The following is a 19,773-nucleotide window of genomic DNA, read 5'->3' as shown; positions in this document are numbered from 1 at the left end:
CGCGTTCTCTATAAAATCAATGCATAAAGCCTAACATAAGCGGTGCGCCTCCCCGCACAGGCCGGGCGTAGAATCGGGCGCACCGCATACCGGGAGACACGTCATGAAACGCCTGATCCTGCTCGCCGCCGGGCTCGTTTTCAGCGCCGGCACCCTGGCCCACCACGGCTGGAGCGAATACGAGTCCGACAAGCCGCTTGACCTGACGGGCACCATCGAGCAGGCCGGCTACGAGCAGCCGCACGGTTTCGTGCGCCTGAAAACCGCGGATAAAACCTGGCTAGTGGTGCTGGCGCCGCCCTCGCGCATGGAAAACCGCGGCCTGATGAAGGAGAAACTGGTGCCGGGCCAGCGCGCCAGCGTGCACGGCTACCCGCACCGCAGCAAGGCAGACGAGATGCGCGCCGAAAACATCACGATCGAGGGCAAGACCACGGAGCTGCGCTGATGGCGCAGGGCGCCGGCGTATTGGACGCCCTGGCGGCCACGCCCCTGGCTGGCGCGATGCGCGAAAGCGCCTGGCTGTATCCGATCGTCGAGATCGTCCACATCGCCGGTTTTTCGGTATTGGTCGGCAGCGTGGTGCTGTTCGACCTGCGCGTGCTGGGCTGTGCGACAAGCCTGCCGCTCGCCGCCCTCGGCCGGCACCTGCTGCGCTGGGCGCTGGCGAGCCTGGTCCTCGTGATTCCGGCCGGACTGCTGCTGTTCAGTGCGCACCCGGGCGAGCTGGCGGCGAATCCCGTTTTTTTGCTGAAACTGACCCTGATCGCCCTCGCCGGCTGCAACGCCCTCGCCTTCCACCTGCTGCCGTATCGCAGCGTGGCCGGCTGGGACCGCGAGCGCGCCGCGCCGCTGCTGGCCCGGCTGGGCGCCGGCCTGTCGATCCTGCTCTGGCTGGGCGTCATCAGCTGCGGCCGCATGCTCGCCTATGTCTGAGCTGCGGCCTGGTCCGCCTCATGCTACAGTGACCATTCCCCTTATCAATCTCTCGTTCCAGCATGCTGAAACCCACTGCCACTGCTTCTGCCATCCTTGCCCTTGTCCTCGCAAGCTGCGTCAGCACCGCCGCCGTGGCGGCCATTCCCGTCTACGGCTTCATCGTCAAGAACACCTATCCGCACGATCCGCAAGCGTTCACGCAGGGCTTGTTCTTCCGCGACGGCCAGCTCTACGAGACCACCGGCATCATCGGCCGCTCGACCCTGCGCCGCGTCGAACTGAAAAGCGGCAAAGTGGTACAGAAGACCGAGCTGCCGAAAGAGGTGTTCGGCGAGGGTTCCACGGCCGTCGGCGAGAACATCCTCGGCCTGACCTGGCAATCGAAGACGGGCTATGTGTTCGACGCCAAAACGTTTGCGATGAAAGCGAAGTTCCCCTACGAGGGAGAAGGCTGGGGCCTGGCCAGCGACGCGAAGAACGTCTACATGAGCGACGGCAGCGCCAGCATCCGCGTGCTCGATCCGGGCACCCTGAAAGAGCTGCGGCGGGTGCAGGTCACGGCCGAGGGCAAGCCGATCGATTCCCTGAACGAGCTGGAAATCGTCGACGGCGAACTGTTTGCGAACGTCTGGGGCACCGACGTCATTGCCCGCATCGATCCCGCCAGCGGCAAGGTGACGGGCTGGATCGACCTGACCAATCTGCTGCCGCGCGAAAAACGCGGCACCAACTCGGTCGATGCCGTACTCAACGGCATTGCCTACGATGGCAAGCACCGCAAGCTGTATGTGACGGGTAAATTCTGGCCGAAGCTGTTCGAAATCGAGCTGGTGCGCTTCGAGGGACGATAAAGCCTAGGCAGTCACCGCGATCACGACCTTGCCGAAGTGCGAGCCCGATTCCATGTAACGGTAGGCTTCCTTCGCTTCGTCGAACCCGAACACCCGGTCGACCACCGGTTTTATTTCGCTGATGGCGGCAAAGCCCATCACCTGCTCCAGCATCCTGCGGCTGCCGACGAAGATGCCGACCATGCGCTTGGCGCCGGCCAGCAGGGTGGCCGGATTGACTTCGCCGCCGAAGCCGCTGACGCCGCCGATGATGGCGACGCTGCCGCCCATGGCGCAGGACGCCACCGAGCGGTTGACGGTGCCCTGCCCGCCCACTTCCAGCACCACGTCCGCCCCCATGCCATGGGTCGCCCGTAATACCTCTTCCTGCCACTCCGGCGTGCTGCGGTAATTGATCGTGTGGTGAGCGCCCAGTGCGCGCGCGCGCTGCAGTTTGTCGTCGCTGGACGAGGTGATGATGGTGCGCAGTCCGGCCGCTTTCGCCAGTTGCAGGCCCAGCACCGAGACGCCGCCGGTGCCCAGCAGCAGCACGGTATCGCCCGGCTTGATGGCATTGCTCGATTCAAACATCGCATTCCAGGCGGTGACGCCGGCGCAGGGCATGGTCGACGCGTCCACATAGCTCAGTTGCGGCGGAATTTTGACCAGGGCATCCTCGTGCAATACCACTTCTTCGGCGAGTACGCCGTCGATGTCTCCGCCGAGCGCATGGCGGATTTTGGTGGCGCAGGTGCGCCCGTCCTGCCAGTAGGGAAAAAAGGAAGCGGCGACGCGGTCGCCCACCTGCAGCCGGGTGACGCCATGCCCGACGGCGAGCACTTCGCCGGCGCCGTCGGAGCAGGGAATGATGGGATCGTCCACATTCACCAGATAATTGCCGCTGGCAACCATGAGGTCGCGGTAATTCAGCGAGACCGCGTGCACCCGTACCCGGACTTCACCATTCGCCAATTCTCGCTCGGGGAAATTCACGCACTGCAAGCCGTCGATGTTGTCGCCCGGCAGAATCTGGTAAGCCCGCATCGTCTCCTCCTTGACTGGTTGCGGCCCATTCTACTGCGGTCGTTACGGGCGCCTGTTCCGCTTGGCCCTACATCGGCCTGGCCACCATCAGCCAGAAGCTCACCTCAGCGCCACCTTCCGGTCGGTGCTGTTCGAAAAGCTGGCCGGAGAAAAACTCGACCACAAGGACCTGCGGGTGACGCTGGCAGCCTCCGCCGCCGCCTCGGCCATTGCCTGCTTCGCCGACTACAAGCTTACGCCCGAACGCCTGAAACCCGGTTACGAAAAGCGCCTGTCGAAAAAGTTCCTGGCCGGTGTGTATGCCGCCTTCGCCGTGGGCCTGGCGCTGGGTGCGATCGTCACGGCACCCGGGGGGCAATGAAAAAAACGCGCCCGGGACCGAGCCCCGGGCGCGTTTCAGGACCCTCGCTTCAACTTAAAACGCGTAGTTGGCGCGGGCGTACACGAAACGGCCGGAGCGGCCGAATGGCGAGTAGTTCGAGAACGGCGTGTTGCCCGTCGTGTTCAGCGCCGGCGGCAGCGTTTCCGGATACTGGTCGAACAGGTTGTCGGCGCCGAGCGCCAGCGTCAGCTTCGGCGTCAGGGCGTAACGGCCCTCGAGGTCGACGATGGTGCGTGCGGCCAGCGGGAAGTCGAAGGCGGCGGTGGTACCCGGCGTCATCGTCTTGCCGTAGCGGGTGGCGCGGAAGGTGGCGCCGAACTGGCCCAGCTTCCAGTTCACGTTGGCGCTGAACTTGTTCTTCGGCTGGCCTTCCTCGATCGCGATGATGTTGGCGCGGTCGAACAGCACCGGCGCCGGGGTCAATGCCGCCAGCTGGGCCGTGACCGGGGTCTTGGTCACTTCCGTGCTGTTGAAATTGGCCGCCAGGGTGGTGTCGAAGCGCCCTGCCGCGCCGGCATTCACCGGCCAGTTCATGACGATGTCGACGCCGTCGGTGGTGGTGTTGACGCCGTTGATGAAGAAGCGCCCGCCGCCCACGCCGACAAAACCTTGCGAGGCGATGTAGTTGCGCACGTTCGCCTGCGTCAGGTTTTCCGACAGCACGATGCGGTCGCGGATTTTGATCCGGTAGGCATCGACCGTCAGGCTGATGCGGTCGAAGCGCAGCACGCCGCCGAGCGACACGTTGACCGATTTCTCGGCGTCGAGCGGCTGGGCGCCGAGGGCGACGGCGACCGGGTCGGTCGGTTTGAAGGTCGTGATCTCGAACGGCACGCCGTTAATGAAATTGGTCGAGGTCGACGTGAAATTCTGCTGCTGCGGCGACGGCGCGCGGAAGCCGTTCTGGACCGAACCGCGCAGGGCGAAGATTTTACTGAAATCGTAGCGTCCCGCCAGCTTGCCGGCCAGGCTGTTGCCGAAGTCGGAATAATGTTCGGCGCGCACGGCGACCGAGGCCAGCAATTGCGGCGTGATGTTCGCTTCCAGGTCGACGAAGGCGCCGGCCGCGGTGCGGTGGGTGTCGATCTCGTTGGCCGGACGGAAGCCCGGGAAGACCTGCGCGCCCGGTGCGGCCGGGGTGCCGTTGGCCAGCACCTGGCCGCCGTAGCGGTAGGAATCCGGTTCGCCGGCGAACAGTTCATAGCCTTCGCGCCGCACTTCGGTGCCGACCGCGATGTTCAGCGGCGACGACAGGCCGGCCACGTCCAGCGTGCGCACGCCGGTCAGGTTGAACACCAGCTGGTCATACGAAAAGCCGCCGGCGTCGAATTCGGTCTTGCTCGACGGGCCGATCGAACGGTTCAGCGTGTTCTGGATCTCGAACCGCATCTTGTTCTTGCCGTAGCCGAGCGAGGTGTCGATGTCCCAGCTGCCCAGCGACCAGGTGAGGCCGCCGGTCATGGAAAAATCGTCCACGGTCGGGGCGATGATCGGCAGGAAGCCGTCCGGATAGATCGCCTGGATGTTGCGCGCATCCTGGGCCGGGCGGAAGTAGCCGGCCGAACGCGCTTCGCGTTTCTGGTAGCTGGCCCAGCCATAGGCCTTCATCCCGTTGCCGAGATCGTTGCCGGCGTTCGCGAACAGGGTCGTCTGCTGCATTTCCGGGTCGCCGTACCAGGCGTTAAAACGATTGATCGTGTTTTCGCGCGGATCGAAGGCGCCGTTCGCCAGTTTCGGGTATTGCTGGCGCATGTCGTAGCCGCCGCGTTCGGTCTTCGCCTGGTCCTTGTATTCGGCGGCGATGGTCAGGTAGCCGGACTCGCCCAATGGCAGACCTTTCCAGGCGCTGACCGTGGTGCTCTGGCCGTCGGTGCGCTCGCGCGAGGCGGGACCGCTCCAGGTGCCGCCGCTTGGTGGCACGTCGTTCCACAGGTCGTATTCGGTGATGCGCGCGCCATACGTCACGCTGCCTTCTCCGCCGCTGCGGTCGGTGCGCAGGCGCAGGTTGATCACGCCGGCGATCGCATCGGAACCGTACTGGGCGGCGGCGCCGTCGCGCAGCACCTCGATGTTTTTCACGATCGCGGTCGGGATCGTGTTCATGTCGACCGCCGCCGAGCCGCGGCCGACGGAACCGTTCAGGTTGACGAGGGCGGACGAATGGCGGCGCTTCGAGTTCACCAGCACCAGGGTCTGGTCAGGCGCCATGCCGCGCAGGGTGGCCGGACGGATCGTATCGGTACCGTCGGTGAGCGAAGGGCGCGGGAAGTTCAGGGAAGGCAAAGCGACCGACAAAGCCTGATTCATCTCGGTGGTGCCGGTGTTTTTCAGGGTGTCGGCCGAGATGATGTCGACTGCGGCAGCGGTGTCGAGCGCGCTGCGGTTGGCCACGCGGGTGCCGGTCACGACGACGGTCGCGGTGCCGCCTTCGGTGGCGCTGCTGTCCTGTGCCTGGGCCGTGCTGGCGAACATCGCGGCGATCGACAGGGCCAGCACCGTTTTATTATTGATAGTTCTTTGCATTGATCTTCCCTCAAATTGATAGTCTGAACGGCTCTTGCCGGCTCAGTCTGGAGGGCGCACCCGAGCATGTCAATTTGCAACGGGTGCTGTAAGTACCAAATGCAACAGTTGTCAGTACGTCAGGATGACGTAAGGGAAACCGTGTTTAATGCGCGTCCGCTGTTGCCCTCTTGCCGCGGACTTTGTTCACGATGGTGACCGCCAGCAGCACCAGCGCGCCGACGATCACGCCGGCCAGGGCGTCGATGACGGTCGGGGTGATCGCGTGCAGCACACCGCCGATGACGGCGACTTCCCCCATGCGCTCGGCGGCCCCTTCGGCGAAATGGTGCAGCGGCGCCCAGTTGTGGCCGATGATGCCGCCGCCGACCATGAACATGGCGGCGGTGCCGACGATCGTCAGCAGCTTCATCAGGCGTGGCGCGGCGGCCAGCAGCATGCGGCCGACACTGCGTGCAAAACCGCCCGATTTTTGGCTCAAATACAGGCCGGCGTCGTCGATTTTCACGATGCCTGCGACTAAGCCGTACACGCCGACCGTCATCACCAGCGCAATGATCACCAGCACCGCAAGCTGCTGCATGAAGGGCATGGTGGACACGGTGCCGAGCGAAATGACGATGATTTCGGCCGACAAAATGAAATCGGTGCGCACCGCGCCCTTGATCTTGTCCTTCTCGAACTCGCGCATGTCGACCTTTTCGTCGGCCAGGGCGGCGACCAGGCGTTCCTCGTGGTCCGCGTCTTCTTCCGGGCTGTGCAGGAATTTATGGGCCAGCTTCTCAAAGCCCTCGAAGCACAGGAAGGCGCCGCCGATCATCAGCAAGGGAATGATCAGCCAGGGTACGAAGGCCGAGATCAGGAGCGCGGCCGGCACCAGGATCGCCTTGTTCACCAGCGAACCTTTCGCCACCGCCCACACCACCGGCAGTTCGCGCTCCGCATGCACGCCGGAGACCTGTTGTGCATTCAGGGCGAGATCGTCGCCGAGCACGCCGGCGGTCTTCTTGGCCGCGACCTTGCTCATCAGCGCCACGTCGTCGAGGACGGCGGCGATGTCGTCGAATAATGCGAGCAAACTGCCTGCAGCCATGAACCACTCCCGAAATTATCAATATGGCAGCATCTTAACCGAGCACGGATGGCGCGGGCACACGGTTCAGCGCGATAAATTGCGGTTCAGGCCCGCAAATCTGCAGCTCGTCGCTTTCGGCGGACGGGACGCTTGTACGTACGTATAGTCAATATCGAAGGCTGCGGTACGCCAGCCTCGCCCCGCCGATGGAGATGACGATGACACCGAACCCGACCCTGACGATACCCCAGACCGCCACCCCGCTGCGCCGCACCCGTCCGCCGAAGCGCAAGACGCGCATCACGATCTACCTCGACGACGAGGTCCTGAACGAATTCCGTAACCTGTCGGAACGCTGCGGCACCGGTTACCAGACCCTGATCAACGCCGCCCTGCGTACCCGCCTGGCGGCGGCCGGTGCCGAACCGAGCCTGCTCTGACGGGCACGCCTTGAAATGCCCGGAAAAACCGGGCCGTGGCGCCACGTCCGGTTGATGGGTGCGAGAAAGTTACATGTAGCAAACATTTGTGCTACTCTTTCCGCTCTTTTAACCCCGGAGGCACCATGAAAAAAGGCGAACTGATCGCGGAATTTGCCAAGCGTACCGAGATGTCCGGTACCGCTGCCAACAGCGCGGTCAACACGATCATCGAGATCATCACCGAGCGTCTGAAAAAAGGCGACACCGTCGGCATCACCGGCTTCGGCACGTTCTCGGTCACCAAGCGCGCGGCGCGCAAGGGCCGCAACCCGGCAACGGGCGAGGTCATCAAGATCGGCGCATCGAAAACCCCGCGTTTCTCGGCCGGCGCTACCTTGAAGGCAGCCGTCAACCCGCGCAAGAAGTAATTTTTTAATTCCGCACGCCCGTTGGGCATCCGGCCTGGCGCCGCGGCATGCAGCCGCGCGCCATCCGCCCTCTTCCGTTGTTCCGGTTTTTCGTTTTTTTCGTTTCCCCGAATTTTCCCCATGCCTTTCGCCACCTGGATCGCCTTCGTCATCGCCGGCACCGTGATTGCCATCTCGCCGGGCTCCGGCGCCGTGCTGTCGATGTCGCACGGCCTGGCCTACGGCGTCAGAAAAGCCAGCGCCACCGTGCTCGGCCTGCAGTTCGGCCTGATCCTGGTGCTGGCGATCGCCGGCGCCGGCGTCGGCTCCCTGCTGCTGGCCTCGCCCACCGCCTTCTTCGTCGTCAAGGTGATCGGTGCGCTGTACCTGATCTATCTGGGCGTGTCGCAATGGCGCTCGAAGGACGAGGCCGGCCCGCTGGCCAGCAGCGCCGGCCTGGCCGCCCACCCTTCTTTCGGCAAGCGCGTGCTGACCGGTTTTTTGACGAATGCGACGAATCCAAAAGGCATCATCTTTATGGTGGCCGTGTTGCCGCAGTTTATTTCGAAAGATGCCCCGCTGCTGCCGCAACTGCTGATTTTGGGCGTCACCATGGTCACCATCGACAGCCTCGTGATGCACGGCTATGCGACGCTGGCCGCCTCGATGCAGAGATTGTTCCGTGATCCGCGCGCGATGCGTATCCAGAACCGGTTTTTTGGCGCAGTCCTTATCGTTGTTGGTTCGATGCTGTTTTTCGTAAAACGCGCAGCTAGTTGAGCTTGTTTCGGTTGTGCAGCATTTGCAACCGTCTGTAATTCCGGTTGTCGTGGCCTGGGCGCTTGCGGTGTAATCAGGTCGACGCATTCCGTCCACCGCCTGGAGCCCATGATGACCTTCCGTTTGATGAAGTCCGCAACGCTGCTGGCGCTGGCGGTCTGTTCCACATTCGCCCTGGCGGACGAGGACCCGCCGGCCCGGGTCGGCCGCGTTTCCCTCACCCAGGGGCAAGTCAGCATCAGCAGTGCCGGCGAAGTGGCCAATACCGCATTGGTCAACTGGCCGGTCACCTCGAACCAGACCATCTCGACGGCCCCCGGCGCGCGCACCGAACTGCGGGTCGGCTCGACCGCGATCCGCCTCGACGGCGACTCGGCCCTGGAGGTGTCCCAGCTCGACGACGACAGGCTGCGCCTGCGCCTGCACTACGGCAGCGCCAGCATCCGCGTCGTCAACGAGGAAGTCGCCGCCGGTTTCGAGTTGACGACGCCGCAGGCGCGCGTGCTGCTGCAGCAGCCGGGACGGATACGCGTGGACGCCGAGCGCGTGCGCGACACCAGCAGCATCCGCGTGTTCGACGGCGTCGCCGTGGTCGAGGGCGGGGGCGAACGCCTGACCGTGCGCAGCGGCCGCAGCGCCGAGATGCAGGGCCCCGATCTGCGCATGACGCAAGCGCTCAGCGACAGCTTCGACGAGTGGGCGGCCGTGCGCGACCGCGAGTTTGATTCCGTGCGCGCCACCCGCTATGTGCCGGCCGAGATGACGGGTTATGAGGACCTCGACCGCTACGGCAGCTGGCGCGAAGACAGCGAATACGGCAGCGTATGGCTGCCTGCGGTGGCCTCGAACTGGGTGCCCTACCGCGACGGCCGCTGGACCTGGATCGCTCCCTGGGGCTGGACCTGGGTCGACAACGCGCCCTGGGGCTATGCGCCTTTTCACTATGGCCGCTGGGTCCAGCTCCACAACCGCTGGGCCTGGGCCCCGGGCCGGCTCGAGCGAAATCCGGTCTGGGCCCCGGCCCTGGTCGGCTGGGTCGGCGGCGCCGGCTGGAGCATCGGGGCCGGATCCGTGGCGCAAGGCTGGTATCCGCTGTCTCCCTACGACCGCTTCGTGCCCGGCTACCGGCTGTCGGACAACCGTCTACGGCGCCTGAATGCGCACGAGGGACGCCGTGACCGCAACCACGACGGCATCCCGGATTACCGCCAGCGCGGGCTCACCGTGGTGCCGCAGGACCGCTTCGGCCAGCGCGGCGAAGTCATCGTAAAACATGAAGCGCGGGTGACGCCGCCGGCCAACTGGCAGGGCGCGCCCGGCGCCGTGCCGCCGGTGCCGCGCAGCTGGCGCGAGCGCAACCAGAACGACGTGCGCCGCGCCGATGACCACGATGGCCGCTGGGAAAGGCGCGACCGCGACGGCGACGGCCGGCCGGACGGCGGCTGGCGCCGCGATGGCCGCCAGGCTGGACGCGACGAGCGCCCTGCCGCGCCGGCCATGGTGACGACCGTGCCGGCACCGGCGCCCGTCGCGCCGCCGCCCCAGGTCGGCTTCGTGCGCCAGCCGGGCGTGATCACGACCGCCCCGGCGCCGGACGGACAGCGCGACTGGCGCGAACGCGAGGGCCGCGAGCGCCGCGAAGCCTTCGAGGATGGCCGCCGCCAGCGTCTACAGCAGCGTGCCGAGGGCGCCCAGCCCCAGCCGGCACCGTTCGCTCAGCACGGCGGAGCGGCCGCGGCGATGGAAGCAGCCGCCGCGCGGGCGCAAGCTCAAGCCCAGGCGCAAGCTCAAGCCCAGGCCCAGGCCCAGGCCCAGGCCCAGGCCCAGGCACGCGCCCAGGTCCAGATGGCGCGGCCGATGGCAACGGCGATCGTCTCTCCACCGCCGCGCCCGGCGCCGACGCCGCCTCCCGCGGTGGCGTCCGCGCCGCCCCAGCCGTCCGCGCCGCCGCAGGCAGCGCCACCACGGGCGCAGCGCGGGGGCGAGGATGGTCCGCACCGGCGCGACGGCATACGTCAAATGGAACGTTGACGGACGGGCAATTCACGCGCTGGTCTCGCATTGGCTACAATATCGGTTTGCACAGGAGCCGCCATGGACCCCAAAGAATCCCTCATCGAATACCCGAGCGACTTCCCGATCAAGGTGATGGGCCCGACGCATGAAGCCTTCCCCACCACGATCGTCGAGGTGGTGACCGGCTTCGACCCGACCTTCCACCACGGCCGCATGGAAGTGCGTCCGTCCGGCAAGGGCAATTACACCGGCCTGACCTGCACCGTGCTCGCCACCAGCCGCGCCCAGCTCGACGATCTGTATCGCGCGCTGTCGGCCCATCCGATGGTTAAGATCGTCATGTAAGTGTCAGGTCGGCAAGGTCGGACCCGCCGGGCAAGGCGGCAGGCACTGGCATATAATGTCGGGGCTGTCCACCTTTCCGACCGGATCCCATGCATGCATCTCGCCCCGTCGGCCCGCTGATTCGCGAGCTGGGCCGCGCCGACTACGAACCCGTGTTTGCCGCAATGCGCGCGTTTACTGATGCGCGCACCCCGGAGACGCAGGACGAGTTGTGGATCGTCGAGCATCCGCCCGTGTTCACGCTCGGCCTCGGCGCCGACCGCGGCCATGTCCTGGCCGGGCCCGGCGTGCCCGCGCACGCCATCCCCGTCATCCAGACCGACCGCGGCGGCGAAGTCACCTATCATGGTCCCGGCCAGGTCGTGATCTACTTGTTGATCGATCTCCGGCGCAACAAGCCGGGCGGCAAGTTATACGCCCGGCAATTTGTGGAAAAAATCGAACAGGCGGTCATCGACGTGCTGGCGGCGTATAATCTCGGCGGTGAACGCGTTGCCGGCGCGCCCGGCATTTATATTGCCGAAGGTCCCCGCCGCGGCGCCAAGATCGCCGCCCTCGGATTAAAGGTGCGCGGCAACGGCTGCACCTACCACGGGGTCTCGCTGAACGTGGCGATGGATTTATCGCCGTTTTCGTGGATTAACCCCTGCGGCTATTCCGGCCTCTCCACCGTCGACATGCGCACCATGGGCATCGAGGCGCCGCTGGCCGACGTACAGCAGGCCCTGGCGCACGCCCTGGTGCAGCACCTGGCCTCGACTGCCGAACCGAACAAACCAACTGAAGCCCCTGTGGGCCAAGCGACATGACTACCGACACCGATACCGGTCTGAATCCCGCCTACAACGCCCTTGATAAACAAAAGGGCGCCAATAAAACCTCGCGCATCCCGATCAAGATCGTGCCGATCGCCGACGCCGAGCGCCTGAAAAAGCCGGACTGGATCCGCGTGAAAGCGGCAACGGCTTCGTCGCGCTTCTACGAGATCAAGGACATCCTGCGCGCGAACAACCTGGTCACCGTCTGCGAAGAAGCGAGCTGCCCGAACATCGGCGAATGCTTCGGCAAGGGCACCGCCACCTTCATGATCATGGGCGACAAGTGCACCCGCCGCTGCCCGTTCTGCGACGTCGGTCACGGCCGTCCGGATCCGCTCGACGTCAACGAGCCGGGCAACCTCGCCAAGACGATTGCCGACCTGCGCCTGTCGTATGTCGTGATCACCTCGGTCGACCGCGACGATCTGCGGGACGGCGGCGCCGGCCATTTTGTGGAGTGCATCACCAAGACGCGCGCCCTGAGCCCGAACACCAAGATCGAAGTGCTGGTGCCGGACTTCCGCGGCCGTCTCGCAAAAGCGCTGGCGATCTTCGCCGACGGCCTGCCGGACGTGATGAACCACAACCTGGAAACCGTGCCGCGCCTGTACAAGGAAGCACGCCCGGGCGCCGACTACAAACACTCGCTCGAGCTGCTGCGCGACTTTAAGGCGCTGTATCCGAACGCGGTCACGAAGTCCGGCATCATGGTCGGCCTGGGCGAGACCGACGAGGAGATCCTGCAGGTGATGCGCGACATGCGCGAGCACAATGTCGAGATGCTGACCATCGGCCAGTACCTGTCTCCGTCGAACTCGCACCTGCCGGTGCGCCGCTACGTGCACCCGGACCAATTTAAAAAATTCGAGGAAGCGGCCTACGAGATGGGTTTTGTGCACGCCGCCGTCGGCGCGATGGTGCGTTCCTCGTACCATGCCGACCAGCAGGCGCACAACGCGGGCGTGGCGGCGTAAAGCCTGCCTGCCGGCGCAAACAGGAACGGCCTCCGAGGAGGCCGTTTTTTTATGGACGAAGCGGATGCGCCGTCACGGCAGGATGGCCGGTCCCTTGACCTGCTGGTGCAATTCCCCTTCCGTCTGCCGGACGCGCTCGACGGTCTGGGCGTCCACGCCGACCGGGCGGGTCGGCACAATTCTCGGCGTGATCAGGACGATGGTCTCGGTCGAGCTGCCGGTCTCCTCGCTGTTCGAAAACAGTCTGCCAAGGCCCGGTACCTCGCCCAGGATCGGCACGCCGGTGCGGCGCAGGCCGGCGCTGGCCTTGATCAGGCCGCCGATCAGGATGGATTGGCCGTTCTCCGCCACCAGCTGGGTGTTGACTTCGGTCGTCTTCTTCGACGGGATCCCGCCCAGCAGCGAACCCGAGCTCACTTCCGGGCGCACGCGCAGCGCGATACGGCCGTCGCTGTCGACCGATGGCGTCACGCGCAGGATCACGCCGGTTTCGAGGAACTGGATCGATTCGCTGGTGACGTTGTTGATTGTCGTGGTCACGCGGTAGCCCAGCTTGTCGCCGATATTCGTGCTCGCCTCCTGGTTTTCCAGCGTCAGCAGTTTCGGGGTGGCCAGCGTGCGCACGCGCCCCTTGTTGCTCAGGGCGTTCAAATACAGGTCGACGTTGTTGTTCACGAAATTGAAGACCAGGCCCTGTCCCGTGCGCGGAACCAGTCCGGCGGTACCGATGCGGTTGACGCCGTCGCCGCTGAACACCTTGTTCCATTCGATGCCGAAGTTCTCGTTCTGGTCGAGCGTGATCTCGAGGATTTTTGCCTCGATCATGATCTGCTGCGGCTGGGTGTCGATCTCGCGCAGCACGGCTTCGATGCGCTTGACGCCCTCCATGGTGTCCTCGACCACGATCATGCGCCGCGTCGGCAGTACCGACACCTTGCCGCCGCGGCCGACGTGTTTGGAGAGGATGTCGGCCACCAGCTGCGGCTCCGAATACAGCACCTTCAAAGCCCGCACTTCCAGCTGGCCGGATGGGACCACCTCGCTGCCCGCCGGCTGCGCCGGATTGACGATCACATAGCCATTGTCGCGCGCGATCACCTGGTAGCCGCCCGCTTCGGCGATCGCGTAGATCGCCTGGCGCGGCGTCATGTCGTACAGGCTGACGGCGACATTGCCCGTCACGCCCTTGCCGAGCATGATGTTGAGCCGTTCGTGGCGCGAGATCATCTCGAACAGCTCGGCGATCGGGGTGTCGCGGAACACGAACGAGGTGGGGGCGCCGGCCGGCGCGACCGTGGACGACACCGCGGTCGCAGGCTGCACGGCGCTTTGCGGCGCATTTTTCCTGGCCGCGCCCGCGTCAAAAGCGGTGGCGAGCAGGGCCGCCAGGATCAGCTGTTTTACTAAAACGTTCTGCTTCATTTGCGGCTTGCCTCGTTCAGTACCAGAACGCTTTTCACGCCACGTTTGCTGAGCGTGACGCCGCGTTCTTCCACCTTGATCAGTTGATAATCTCCGAACCACTCGCCGACGGCGAGGATCTGGCCATTGATGTTCGCCAGCGCGCGTCCCGGCGCGACCATGACGGCGCGCAGTTGCGGCGCGTGCTGCGGCGCATCCGGTTCCGCTTCCGCTGATGCAGCCCGCAGCGGTGGGGCAGGGCGCGCGAACGGATCGCGCAAGGGCTGCGCCTGCACCGCGAGGGACGCCAGCGCCAGCAAGATCGTCGCGGCGTGCTTCATGGCTTGCTCTCCTGCGGCCGGAAAGCCGCGATACGGATTTTCATGGCGACCTGGCCCGGCTCCGTAGCCGGGCGCATCTCGAAACTGGCAATCGCCAGGTTCGGCTGCGCGTGCTCGATTGCGCCCATCCAGGCCAGCAGGGCGGCATACGTGCCGCTCGCCTCGGCATCGAAGCCGGCCTGGGTAAAGGACAGTACCGTCTCCTCGGGCGCCGGAACGATGCCGTGCAGGATAACGCCCTGGGCCTGCGCCAGCTGCCCGAGCTCGCCCACCAGGCGCACCAGTACCTGCGTGGGCGCGCTTGCTGCCGTGGCGCCGAAGCGTTTGGCCAGGGTGTCGGTGTCGCTTGCGAGCACGGCCAGCTGCGCGGCCAGCAGGCGCGGGTCGTTCGTACCGAGGTCGAGCTGCGCCTGCTCGGCGCGCACCGCGCGCAGCGCCGCCAGCGGCGCGCGCAGCGCATAGAACCACAATGCGGCGGACACGATCAGGAGCAAGCCAATGCCCATCAGGTGCAGCTGGCGCGCGGGCAGGGCGGCGGCCTTGCGGATCAGGGCGGGGTTCATGGCGTCGCTCCCCGCTTGACCAGGGTGGCGGCGGCGCTGAAGCTGACGGCGCCGCCATCCTCGGGCGCGGCCGTGCTGCTGTTCAGGAAGCGCACATTCGCCAGATGCGGATCGGCGGCCAGCGCCGCCAGGAAGGCCGTCATCGCGCCGTTACTCTCGGCCTGGCCGGCGATCTCGATCTGGCTGCCGAGGCGCCAGGCCTGCACCGCTCCCGTTTGCGGCGCGCGTGCCTGCACCGTGCCGGGCGGCAGCGGCGCGGGCGGCGCAGCCTGCAGCAATTCCCGGGTGCGGCCAAAGCGCAGCCGCTCGAACCAGACCTTGTCGTTGAGGGTGCCATTCAGGATAGTCGCCAGCGCCGCCACGTCGCCGGCGCCGCGCAGGCTGTCCAGGGCGCCGACGTTCTCGGCCAGCAGATCCTTGCGTGCCTGCGCGTTCGTCAGCTGGGTGCGCATCGCACCGATCTGCAGCGAGGCCGTGCGGCCCTGTTCGAGGCGCGGCGTTTCCAGGGACAGGCGCCAGCGCAGCAGGGCGCTGGCGCTGCCTCCGGCCACCAGCAGCAGGGCCAGGGCGGCGCCATACACGGTCAAGGTGCGCCGTACGCGCAGGCCCTCGCGGTAGCTGCGCGGGATCATGTCGATATCAGCCATGGGCTTCTCCCCGCAATGCCAGGCCGGCGGCCAGGGCGATGCCGTGCGTGTCGCTCCCGACCGGCGTCGACAGCGGCGCGCCGTGGAAGGCTTTATAGGGATCGAGCAGTTCGACCGGCAGGCGCACCAGTTCCTCGACCCGCTCCTGGATATGGCGGTAGCGCGCCACGCTGCCGTTCAGGTAGACCCGGCTGATCGCGCTGCCGCGCGTGCGCGACGCCACATACACCTGGGTGCGCACCAGTTCTTCGGCCAGTGCCGCGAATTCCTGGTACAGGATCTCGCGCACCGTGCGCCCGATGTCGGGCTGTTCTCCGGCCCCGTGGGGTGCGCCGGCCGGCGTGCCGATGCCGTGCTCGCGCAGCAGCGCCAGCGCGACCTCGGTACTCAGCCCGAGCGCGCGTGACAGGCGGTCGACCAGCTGCATCTCGCCGAAGTCGATTTCCCGATCCAGCATCAGCCGCCGGCCCCAGATCACGGTCAGATAGCTTTTACTTGCCCCGAAATTGATCAGGAGGACGGACTGGTCGAAATCTTCCTGCATCGCCGCCAGTAATCGCGCGATCGCAGCCGGGCCGATATCGAGCGCCACCGGCTCGAGGCCGGCGCCGCGCAGCGTTTCCAGGTAAGTCAACACCTTGCTGGAGGCCGCCACCGCAGCCAGCACCTGCTTGTCCAGGCCGGAGGCCTCGACGCTGCGCACCTGGTAGTAGTCGACCACCGATTCGACGGCCGCCGCGCCCAGCTGCTCGCGCACCGCGCGCGCCACCGCCTGCGGTTCGCTCTGGCCGTCCGGGACGTGCACCGTCAGCGGCAGGATCCGCACTTCGCTCGGCGCCAGCACCGACACCACGCGCCGTCCGGCGAAAGGAGCGGCCGCCAGTGCTTCGCGTATGAACGCTTTCAGGCGGCGCGGGTCGGCCAGCAGCTGCGCGCGCTCGACGGGGTAAGGCAGCGACAGCGCCGCGCGTACCACCATGCCCTTGGCGGAAGGGGCGGTCTGCAGCATGTTCAGGCGCTGGGCGGCGAAATCGACGCCGATCGGCGCCGCCAGGGCACCTTTGCTGACCAGGGAATTGAGCCAGGACTTCATCATGCCGCCGCCTCGCCAGGCGCCAGGGGCACCAGGCCCAGGAAGAGCAGGGCGACAAGGCTGAGCAGGGCGACGCCCTTGCGGGTCTCGCGCGTGATCACCGGCGTGGCGTAGTCGCGCAGCTCGCCGGCGAAATCGAGGCAGGACCAGACCTTGGTGAGGTCGCTGACAAAGGTGGAGGCGGTGGTTTTCATGGCCTGTGTTGTTGGATGCGCATGCGCTCAGCAGCGCGGGTAATAGCGGACGACGAGCGTGGGTTTGTTCGTGCTTGAATCGAGGCTGTAGAACTTCGCGTCAAGCGGGCCGATCGGTTTGAACAGCACGCCGTATTTCGGGATCGCCCCGCTGACCCAGCCTTCGACCAGGGGGTCGATGCGCCAGGTGTATTCGACGAGGGCGCTGCTGGAGCCATTGATCGGGACTGTCCACAGCGGTTTTTGTACATAGTCGCCGCCGGGGCTGGTCCACGGGGCGGTCCAGGTGGCGGTGGCACCCCATTTGGTGGTCACCCGGTGCACGCCGAGGGAACGCGGCGCTGCCGTGTTCGAGCTTGCGTGCGCCAGCTTGAGCTGCGCGCTGACGATCAGGGCGTCGGAGAGCTCGCTCGGCAGGTTCTCGAATTTGATGAGCGCATACGCCGTGTCCTGGGTCGTTTCAAGGGTAGGGACGTTGACCATGTTGCCGGGCCTGTCCTTGATCGTGGTGTCACTGTCGCCGGAGGGAACGATCGGCGCTGTGTCGCTCGCGTTCGCGCGGCTGTAGCGCGTGGCTCGGTAGTCGACCACCGAGCGGGTGCTGCGGGCAGTTTTGGCCGTGACGCTGATTTTCCAGTCACGGCCATCGAGGCTGACCTGGTCCGCCGTGATCGTGCCGCCTGCCAGGGGAAGGTCGGCAAATTTCCTGGTCGAGGTGCAGCCGAGTTTTTCGTTCTGCCAGCGTACGAGAGCGACGCCAGCGCTGGCCAGGTAGCGCGCCGCTTCGATATCGTATTTCGCATCCACCTCGGAGACCGACATGCTGCCCTCGCGCGTCAGGCTGTACGCGAGCGTGCCCACCAGCGCCAGGGTGAGCGCCACCGGCAGCAGCAGCAGGCCGCGTTGGGTTGCGGTGCTCATGGCGCCACCCCCAGGCGCACGACCGCAGTCGTGGCCGTGCTGGCGCTGTCGCGGGCGAGGTTCAGGCTGACCTGGATCAAAGGCCGTTCGCTCGACGATGTCAGCGCCGTAAGCGTGATGCAGGTGACGGATTCGGCCAGCACATACTTGTCTTTACCCGAGGTTTCGATGAGTGCGCCATCGATGACATCGTAGGCGGCGGACTTGGCGCCGCCGCACGACGACCCGGTCAGCTGCGCCGCCGCCGTGGAGGCGCCGATGCGCGCGGCAATGCGCTCGAGTGCGAAATTGGCTTCCCGTTCGACCGTCAGCTGGTTGCTGCCGATGCGCGCGGCGCTGGACGCCGTGGCCAGCATCGGCACCAGCGGTGCCAGCACGAGGGCCGTGATCGCCAGTCCCAGCAACAGTTCGACCAGGCTCAGGCCGTGTTCACGGAAGCGCTGCGGCCGCTTCATCGTGCCACCAGCGTAGTGAACGAATAGCCGCCGTTCGCGGCGACGGTAATGTGGAGCAGCGGCGACTCCAGGCGGGGATCGCTGGAGTTGACGTTGCAAGCCAGCCAAACCTCAGCCGCGCCGTTTTCGCGCTCGTAGCAGGCAATGTAAACGCGCGGCGTGGTATCGCAGGATGCATCGGCCGGCAGCGGCAGCGCCGCGAGCTGATCCTTGCCGGCGGCGGCTGCATACAAGCTCTGGTACGGCTCGGCCAAAACAGTTTCCATTGTGTTCTTTATACAGCGCAGTTCTCGTGCTTTGGCCGCGGCAATCGACGAAGCCGTGATGCCGTTGCGGATGGCGTCGCCCATCGGCACCGCGCAGATCGCCAGCAGCAGGACCGCCACCATGATTTCCACGAACGAGAAACCATGCTGGCGAGCGACAGCGCTCAAAACGTCACCCGGCCCGTCACCGGCGCCAGGCGTACCACGCGCTCGACATTCCCGTAGCGGATCGTGACCCTGCCTTCGCCCTTCAGCGGGTCGATGTCCTTGGTACCGAACAGTGCGCTCCATAGCTGGCTCAGCTTGCTTGGGTCGATGTACGAGGGCGTCCCATCCGGGCCGAACGAAGCGTAGTTGGTGGTGGGGCCGCCTTCGTAGTCGAAGACGGCGCTGACGATGGTCGCGCGCGGCATGGCGTTTCCGGCAAAGCTGATCTGGTAGTCGCGTTTGTCGACCGGATGCGTGGCGGTGGTGCCATTCCCGGAGTTGGGCTCATACACCCGCAGGATCTGGGTTGCAGGGTTGACGCTGACCTGCTGGTACTTGCCGGTCCGGATCGCTTCACGCTGGGCGAAACGCAGGGCGCTGGCGATCTCCGCCGCCACCGCGTCGGCGGCAGCGGGAGACGTCGACGATGCCTGGGGGATGGCAATGGCGGCCACCACGCTGACGACGGCGATGACGATCACCATTTCCGCCAACGTGACACCCGCATGCCGAACGGCAGGACGACGGAGCACGATGGCGCGTGCTGCTTTATTTGGCCGACAATGCGGTCGCGCCGTCACGCGACAGGCGGGTCGTATTGATCTGCAGCGTGCCATTGGTGTTCAGGAAACGCCAGCCGGTCGTCGCTGCGCCCGGCGGGTTGTTGGCCGCGGCAGTAACCACGGTGACGGTCGCCACATTCGTGACAGGTTCGACCGGGATCGCACGCAGGTACGGGCCGAAGCTGTAGCCAGGCGCGGCGACGCTGCAGGTGCGGCCTGCCGCGTCAGAGAAGGTCGTCAATTGCTGGATGAGGGCGGCCTCCGTGTTGACCGCACCGTCGCCAGCCGTGCCACCGGTGCAGGGCAGTGCCGCTGCGGCGCCGGCGACGAAGGTCGACGGATAGGTATTGTTGTGCTGTACGCGATACAGTTCGATGGCCGAGCGCAGCGTCGTCAGGTTGGCAATGGCCGCCGACTCCTGCGCGTCGGTCGAGGTATTCGAAAACTGCGGAATCGCGATCGCCGCCAGGATCGCGATGATGATCACGACGATCAGGAGTTCGATAAGCGTGAAGCCTTTGGCGGCGGCGCGGCGGAAAGTAGAGTTCATCATTTTTTGAGTAGGTG

General features: G+C 65.8%; 25 protein-coding genes. 11 read left to right on the top strand and 14 right to left on the bottom strand.

From position 1 onward, the window contains the following. Positions 1–103: 103 nt before the first annotated feature. The 3 genes from LPB04_RS05820 to LPB04_RS05810 all read left to right on the top strand — a co-directional run bounded on the left by LPB04_RS05820 (position 104) and on the right by LPB04_RS05810 (position 1,790). Positions 104–448 (top strand): DUF6152 family protein, encoded by a 345-nt coding sequence (locus LPB04_RS05820; protein ID WP_193687789.1) that lies wholly within the window; start codon positions 104–106, stop codon positions 446–448. Next, complete coding sequence (locus LPB04_RS05815) at positions 448–936, top strand: DUF6644 family protein (protein ID WP_193687788.1); 489 nt, start codon at positions 448–450, stop codon at positions 934–936. Before LPB04_RS05820 ends, LPB04_RS05815 begins: the two co-directional genes overlap by 1 nt. A gap of 62 nt (positions 937–998) precedes the next feature. Beyond that, entirely contained in the window at positions 999–1,790 is a 792-nt protein-coding gene (locus tag LPB04_RS05810) for a glutaminyl-peptide cyclotransferase (RefSeq protein ID WP_193687787.1), read from the top strand. A gap of 3 nt (positions 1,791–1,793) precedes the next feature. Here the strand turns inward: LPB04_RS05810 and LPB04_RS05805 are convergent, their stop codons facing one another. Next, positions 1,794–2,813 carry a zinc-dependent alcohol dehydrogenase family protein gene (locus LPB04_RS05805; protein ID WP_193687786.1) on the bottom strand — a complete coding sequence of 340 codons (1,020 nt, stop codon included), beginning with the start codon at positions 2,811–2,813 and terminating at the stop codon, positions 1,794–1,796. 124 nt (positions 2,814–2,937) lie between these two features. Between LPB04_RS05805 and LPB04_RS05800 the strand changes: the two genes are divergently transcribed. Beyond that, on the top strand, positions 2,938–3,174 hold the full coding sequence (locus tag LPB04_RS05800) for a hypothetical protein (protein WP_193687785.1): 237 nt from the start codon (positions 2,938–2,940) through the stop codon (positions 3,172–3,174). 54 nt (positions 3,175–3,228) lie between these two features. On the opposite strand, the gene LPB04_RS05795 is transcribed toward LPB04_RS05800, so the two are convergent. Beyond that, positions 3,229–5,718, bottom strand: a complete 2,490-nt coding sequence (locus LPB04_RS05795) for a TonB-dependent receptor plug domain-containing protein (RefSeq protein ID WP_193687784.1) — start codon at positions 5,716–5,718, stop codon at positions 3,229–3,231. A 145-nt stretch (positions 5,719–5,863) separates the two neighbouring features. Further along, positions 5,864–6,811, bottom strand: coding sequence for a DUF808 domain-containing protein (locus tag LPB04_RS05790; RefSeq protein WP_193687783.1), 948 nt, complete (start codon positions 6,809–6,811; stop codon positions 5,864–5,866). A 200-nt stretch (positions 6,812–7,011) separates the two neighbouring features. Here LPB04_RS05790 and LPB04_RS05785 point away from each other — a divergent pair, with 200 nt between their 5' ends. The 7 genes from LPB04_RS05785 to lipA all read left to right on the top strand — a co-directional run bounded on the left by LPB04_RS05785 (position 7,012) and on the right by lipA (position 12,555). Continuing rightward, entirely contained in the window at positions 7,012–7,233 is a 222-nt protein-coding gene (locus LPB04_RS05785; RefSeq protein ID WP_193687782.1) for a BrnA antitoxin family protein, read from the top strand. 125 nt (positions 7,234–7,358) lie between these two features. Beyond that, positions 7,359–7,643 (top strand): HU family DNA-binding protein, encoded by a 285-nt coding sequence (locus LPB04_RS05780; protein WP_056340843.1) that lies wholly within the window; start codon positions 7,359–7,361, stop codon positions 7,641–7,643. Between the two features lie 120 nt (positions 7,644–7,763). Continuing rightward, entirely contained in the window at positions 7,764–8,402 is a 639-nt protein-coding gene (locus tag LPB04_RS05775; RefSeq protein ID WP_193687781.1) for a LysE family transporter, read from the top strand. Positions 8,403–8,510: 108 nt separating this feature from the next. Continuing rightward, on the top strand, positions 8,511–10,433 hold the full coding sequence (locus LPB04_RS05770) for a DUF6600 domain-containing protein (protein ID WP_193687780.1): 1,923 nt from the start codon (positions 8,511–8,513) through the stop codon (positions 10,431–10,433). 39 nt (positions 10,434–10,472) lie between these two features. Then, positions 10,473–10,763 carry a DUF493 family protein gene (locus LPB04_RS05765; protein ID WP_267878275.1) on the top strand — a complete coding sequence of 97 codons (291 nt, stop codon included), beginning with the start codon at positions 10,473–10,475 and terminating at the stop codon, positions 10,761–10,763. Positions 10,764–10,852: 89 nt separating this feature from the next. Next, positions 10,853–11,572: a lipoyl(octanoyl) transferase LipB gene (gene lipB / locus LPB04_RS05760; RefSeq protein WP_193687778.1), complete on the top strand. Its 720-nt coding sequence runs from the start codon at positions 10,853–10,855 to the stop codon at positions 11,570–11,572. Then, positions 11,569–12,555, top strand: coding sequence for a lipoyl synthase (gene lipA, locus LPB04_RS05755; RefSeq protein ID WP_193687777.1), 987 nt, complete (start codon positions 11,569–11,571; stop codon positions 12,553–12,555). Before lipB ends, lipA begins: the two co-directional genes overlap by 4 nt. A gap of 72 nt (positions 12,556–12,627) precedes the next feature. On the opposite strand, the gene LPB04_RS05750 is transcribed toward lipA, so the two are convergent. The 11 genes from LPB04_RS05750 to LPB04_RS05700 are packed head-to-tail and all read right to left on the bottom strand — an operon-like array spanning position 12,628 to position 19,759. After that, complete coding sequence (locus LPB04_RS05750; RefSeq protein WP_193687776.1) at positions 12,628–13,977, bottom strand: type II secretion system protein GspD; 1,350 nt, start codon at positions 13,975–13,977, stop codon at positions 12,628–12,630. Then, positions 13,974–14,297 (bottom strand): hypothetical protein, encoded by a 324-nt coding sequence (locus LPB04_RS05745; RefSeq protein WP_193687775.1) that lies wholly within the window; start codon positions 14,295–14,297, stop codon positions 13,974–13,976. The genes LPB04_RS05750 and LPB04_RS05745 overlap by 4 nt, the downstream gene beginning before the upstream one ends. Beyond that, entirely contained in the window at positions 14,294–14,860 is a 567-nt protein-coding gene (locus LPB04_RS05740) for a hypothetical protein (RefSeq protein WP_193687774.1), read from the bottom strand. Before LPB04_RS05740 ends, LPB04_RS05745 begins: the two co-directional genes overlap by 4 nt. Continuing rightward, complete coding sequence (locus LPB04_RS05735; protein ID WP_193687773.1) at positions 14,857–15,507, bottom strand: PilN domain-containing protein; 651 nt, start codon at positions 15,505–15,507, stop codon at positions 14,857–14,859. Before LPB04_RS05735 ends, LPB04_RS05740 begins: the two co-directional genes overlap by 4 nt. Further along, entirely contained in the window at positions 15,500–16,603 is a 1,104-nt protein-coding gene (pilM, locus tag LPB04_RS05730; protein ID WP_193687772.1) for a pilus assembly protein PilM, read from the bottom strand. The genes LPB04_RS05735 and pilM overlap by 8 nt, the downstream gene beginning before the upstream one ends. Then, complete coding sequence (locus LPB04_RS05725; RefSeq protein ID WP_193687771.1) at positions 16,600–16,794, bottom strand: hypothetical protein; 195 nt, start codon at positions 16,792–16,794, stop codon at positions 16,600–16,602. The genes pilM and LPB04_RS05725 overlap by 4 nt, the downstream gene beginning before the upstream one ends. Positions 16,795–16,821: 27 nt before the next feature. Then, entirely contained in the window at positions 16,822–17,715 is an 894-nt protein-coding gene (locus LPB04_RS05720; RefSeq protein WP_193687770.1) for a DNRLRE domain-containing protein, read from the bottom strand. Then, entirely contained in the window at positions 17,712–18,170 is a 459-nt protein-coding gene (locus LPB04_RS05715) for a prepilin-type N-terminal cleavage/methylation domain-containing protein (RefSeq protein WP_193687769.1), read from the bottom strand. The genes LPB04_RS05720 and LPB04_RS05715 overlap by 4 nt, the downstream gene beginning before the upstream one ends. Then, positions 18,167–18,604 carry a type II secretion system protein gene (locus LPB04_RS05710; protein ID WP_193687768.1) on the bottom strand — a complete coding sequence of 146 codons (438 nt, stop codon included), beginning with the start codon at positions 18,602–18,604 and terminating at the stop codon, positions 18,167–18,169. The genes LPB04_RS05715 and LPB04_RS05710 overlap by 4 nt, the downstream gene beginning before the upstream one ends. Next, the gene (locus LPB04_RS05705; protein WP_227496632.1) at positions 18,601–19,260 is read right to left on the bottom strand and encodes a GspH/FimT family pseudopilin; all 660 of its coding nucleotides are present in this window, start codon (positions 19,258–19,260) and stop codon (positions 18,601–18,603) included. The genes LPB04_RS05710 and LPB04_RS05705 overlap by 4 nt, the downstream gene beginning before the upstream one ends. Continuing rightward, entirely contained in the window at positions 19,193–19,759 is a 567-nt protein-coding gene (locus LPB04_RS05700; RefSeq protein ID WP_227496631.1) for a prepilin-type N-terminal cleavage/methylation domain-containing protein, read from the bottom strand. Before LPB04_RS05700 ends, LPB04_RS05705 begins: the two co-directional genes overlap by 68 nt. Positions 19,760–19,773: the final 14 nt, after the last annotated feature.

It is taken from the genome of Massilia litorea (assembly GCF_015101885.1).
In the GTDB taxonomy this organism is placed as follows: domain Bacteria; phylum Pseudomonadota; class Gammaproteobacteria; order Burkholderiales; family Burkholderiaceae_D; genus Telluria; species Telluria litorea.
The sequence above is the reverse complement of the archived record's forward strand: the minus strand, read 5'-3'. Positions and strand labels throughout refer to the sequence as shown.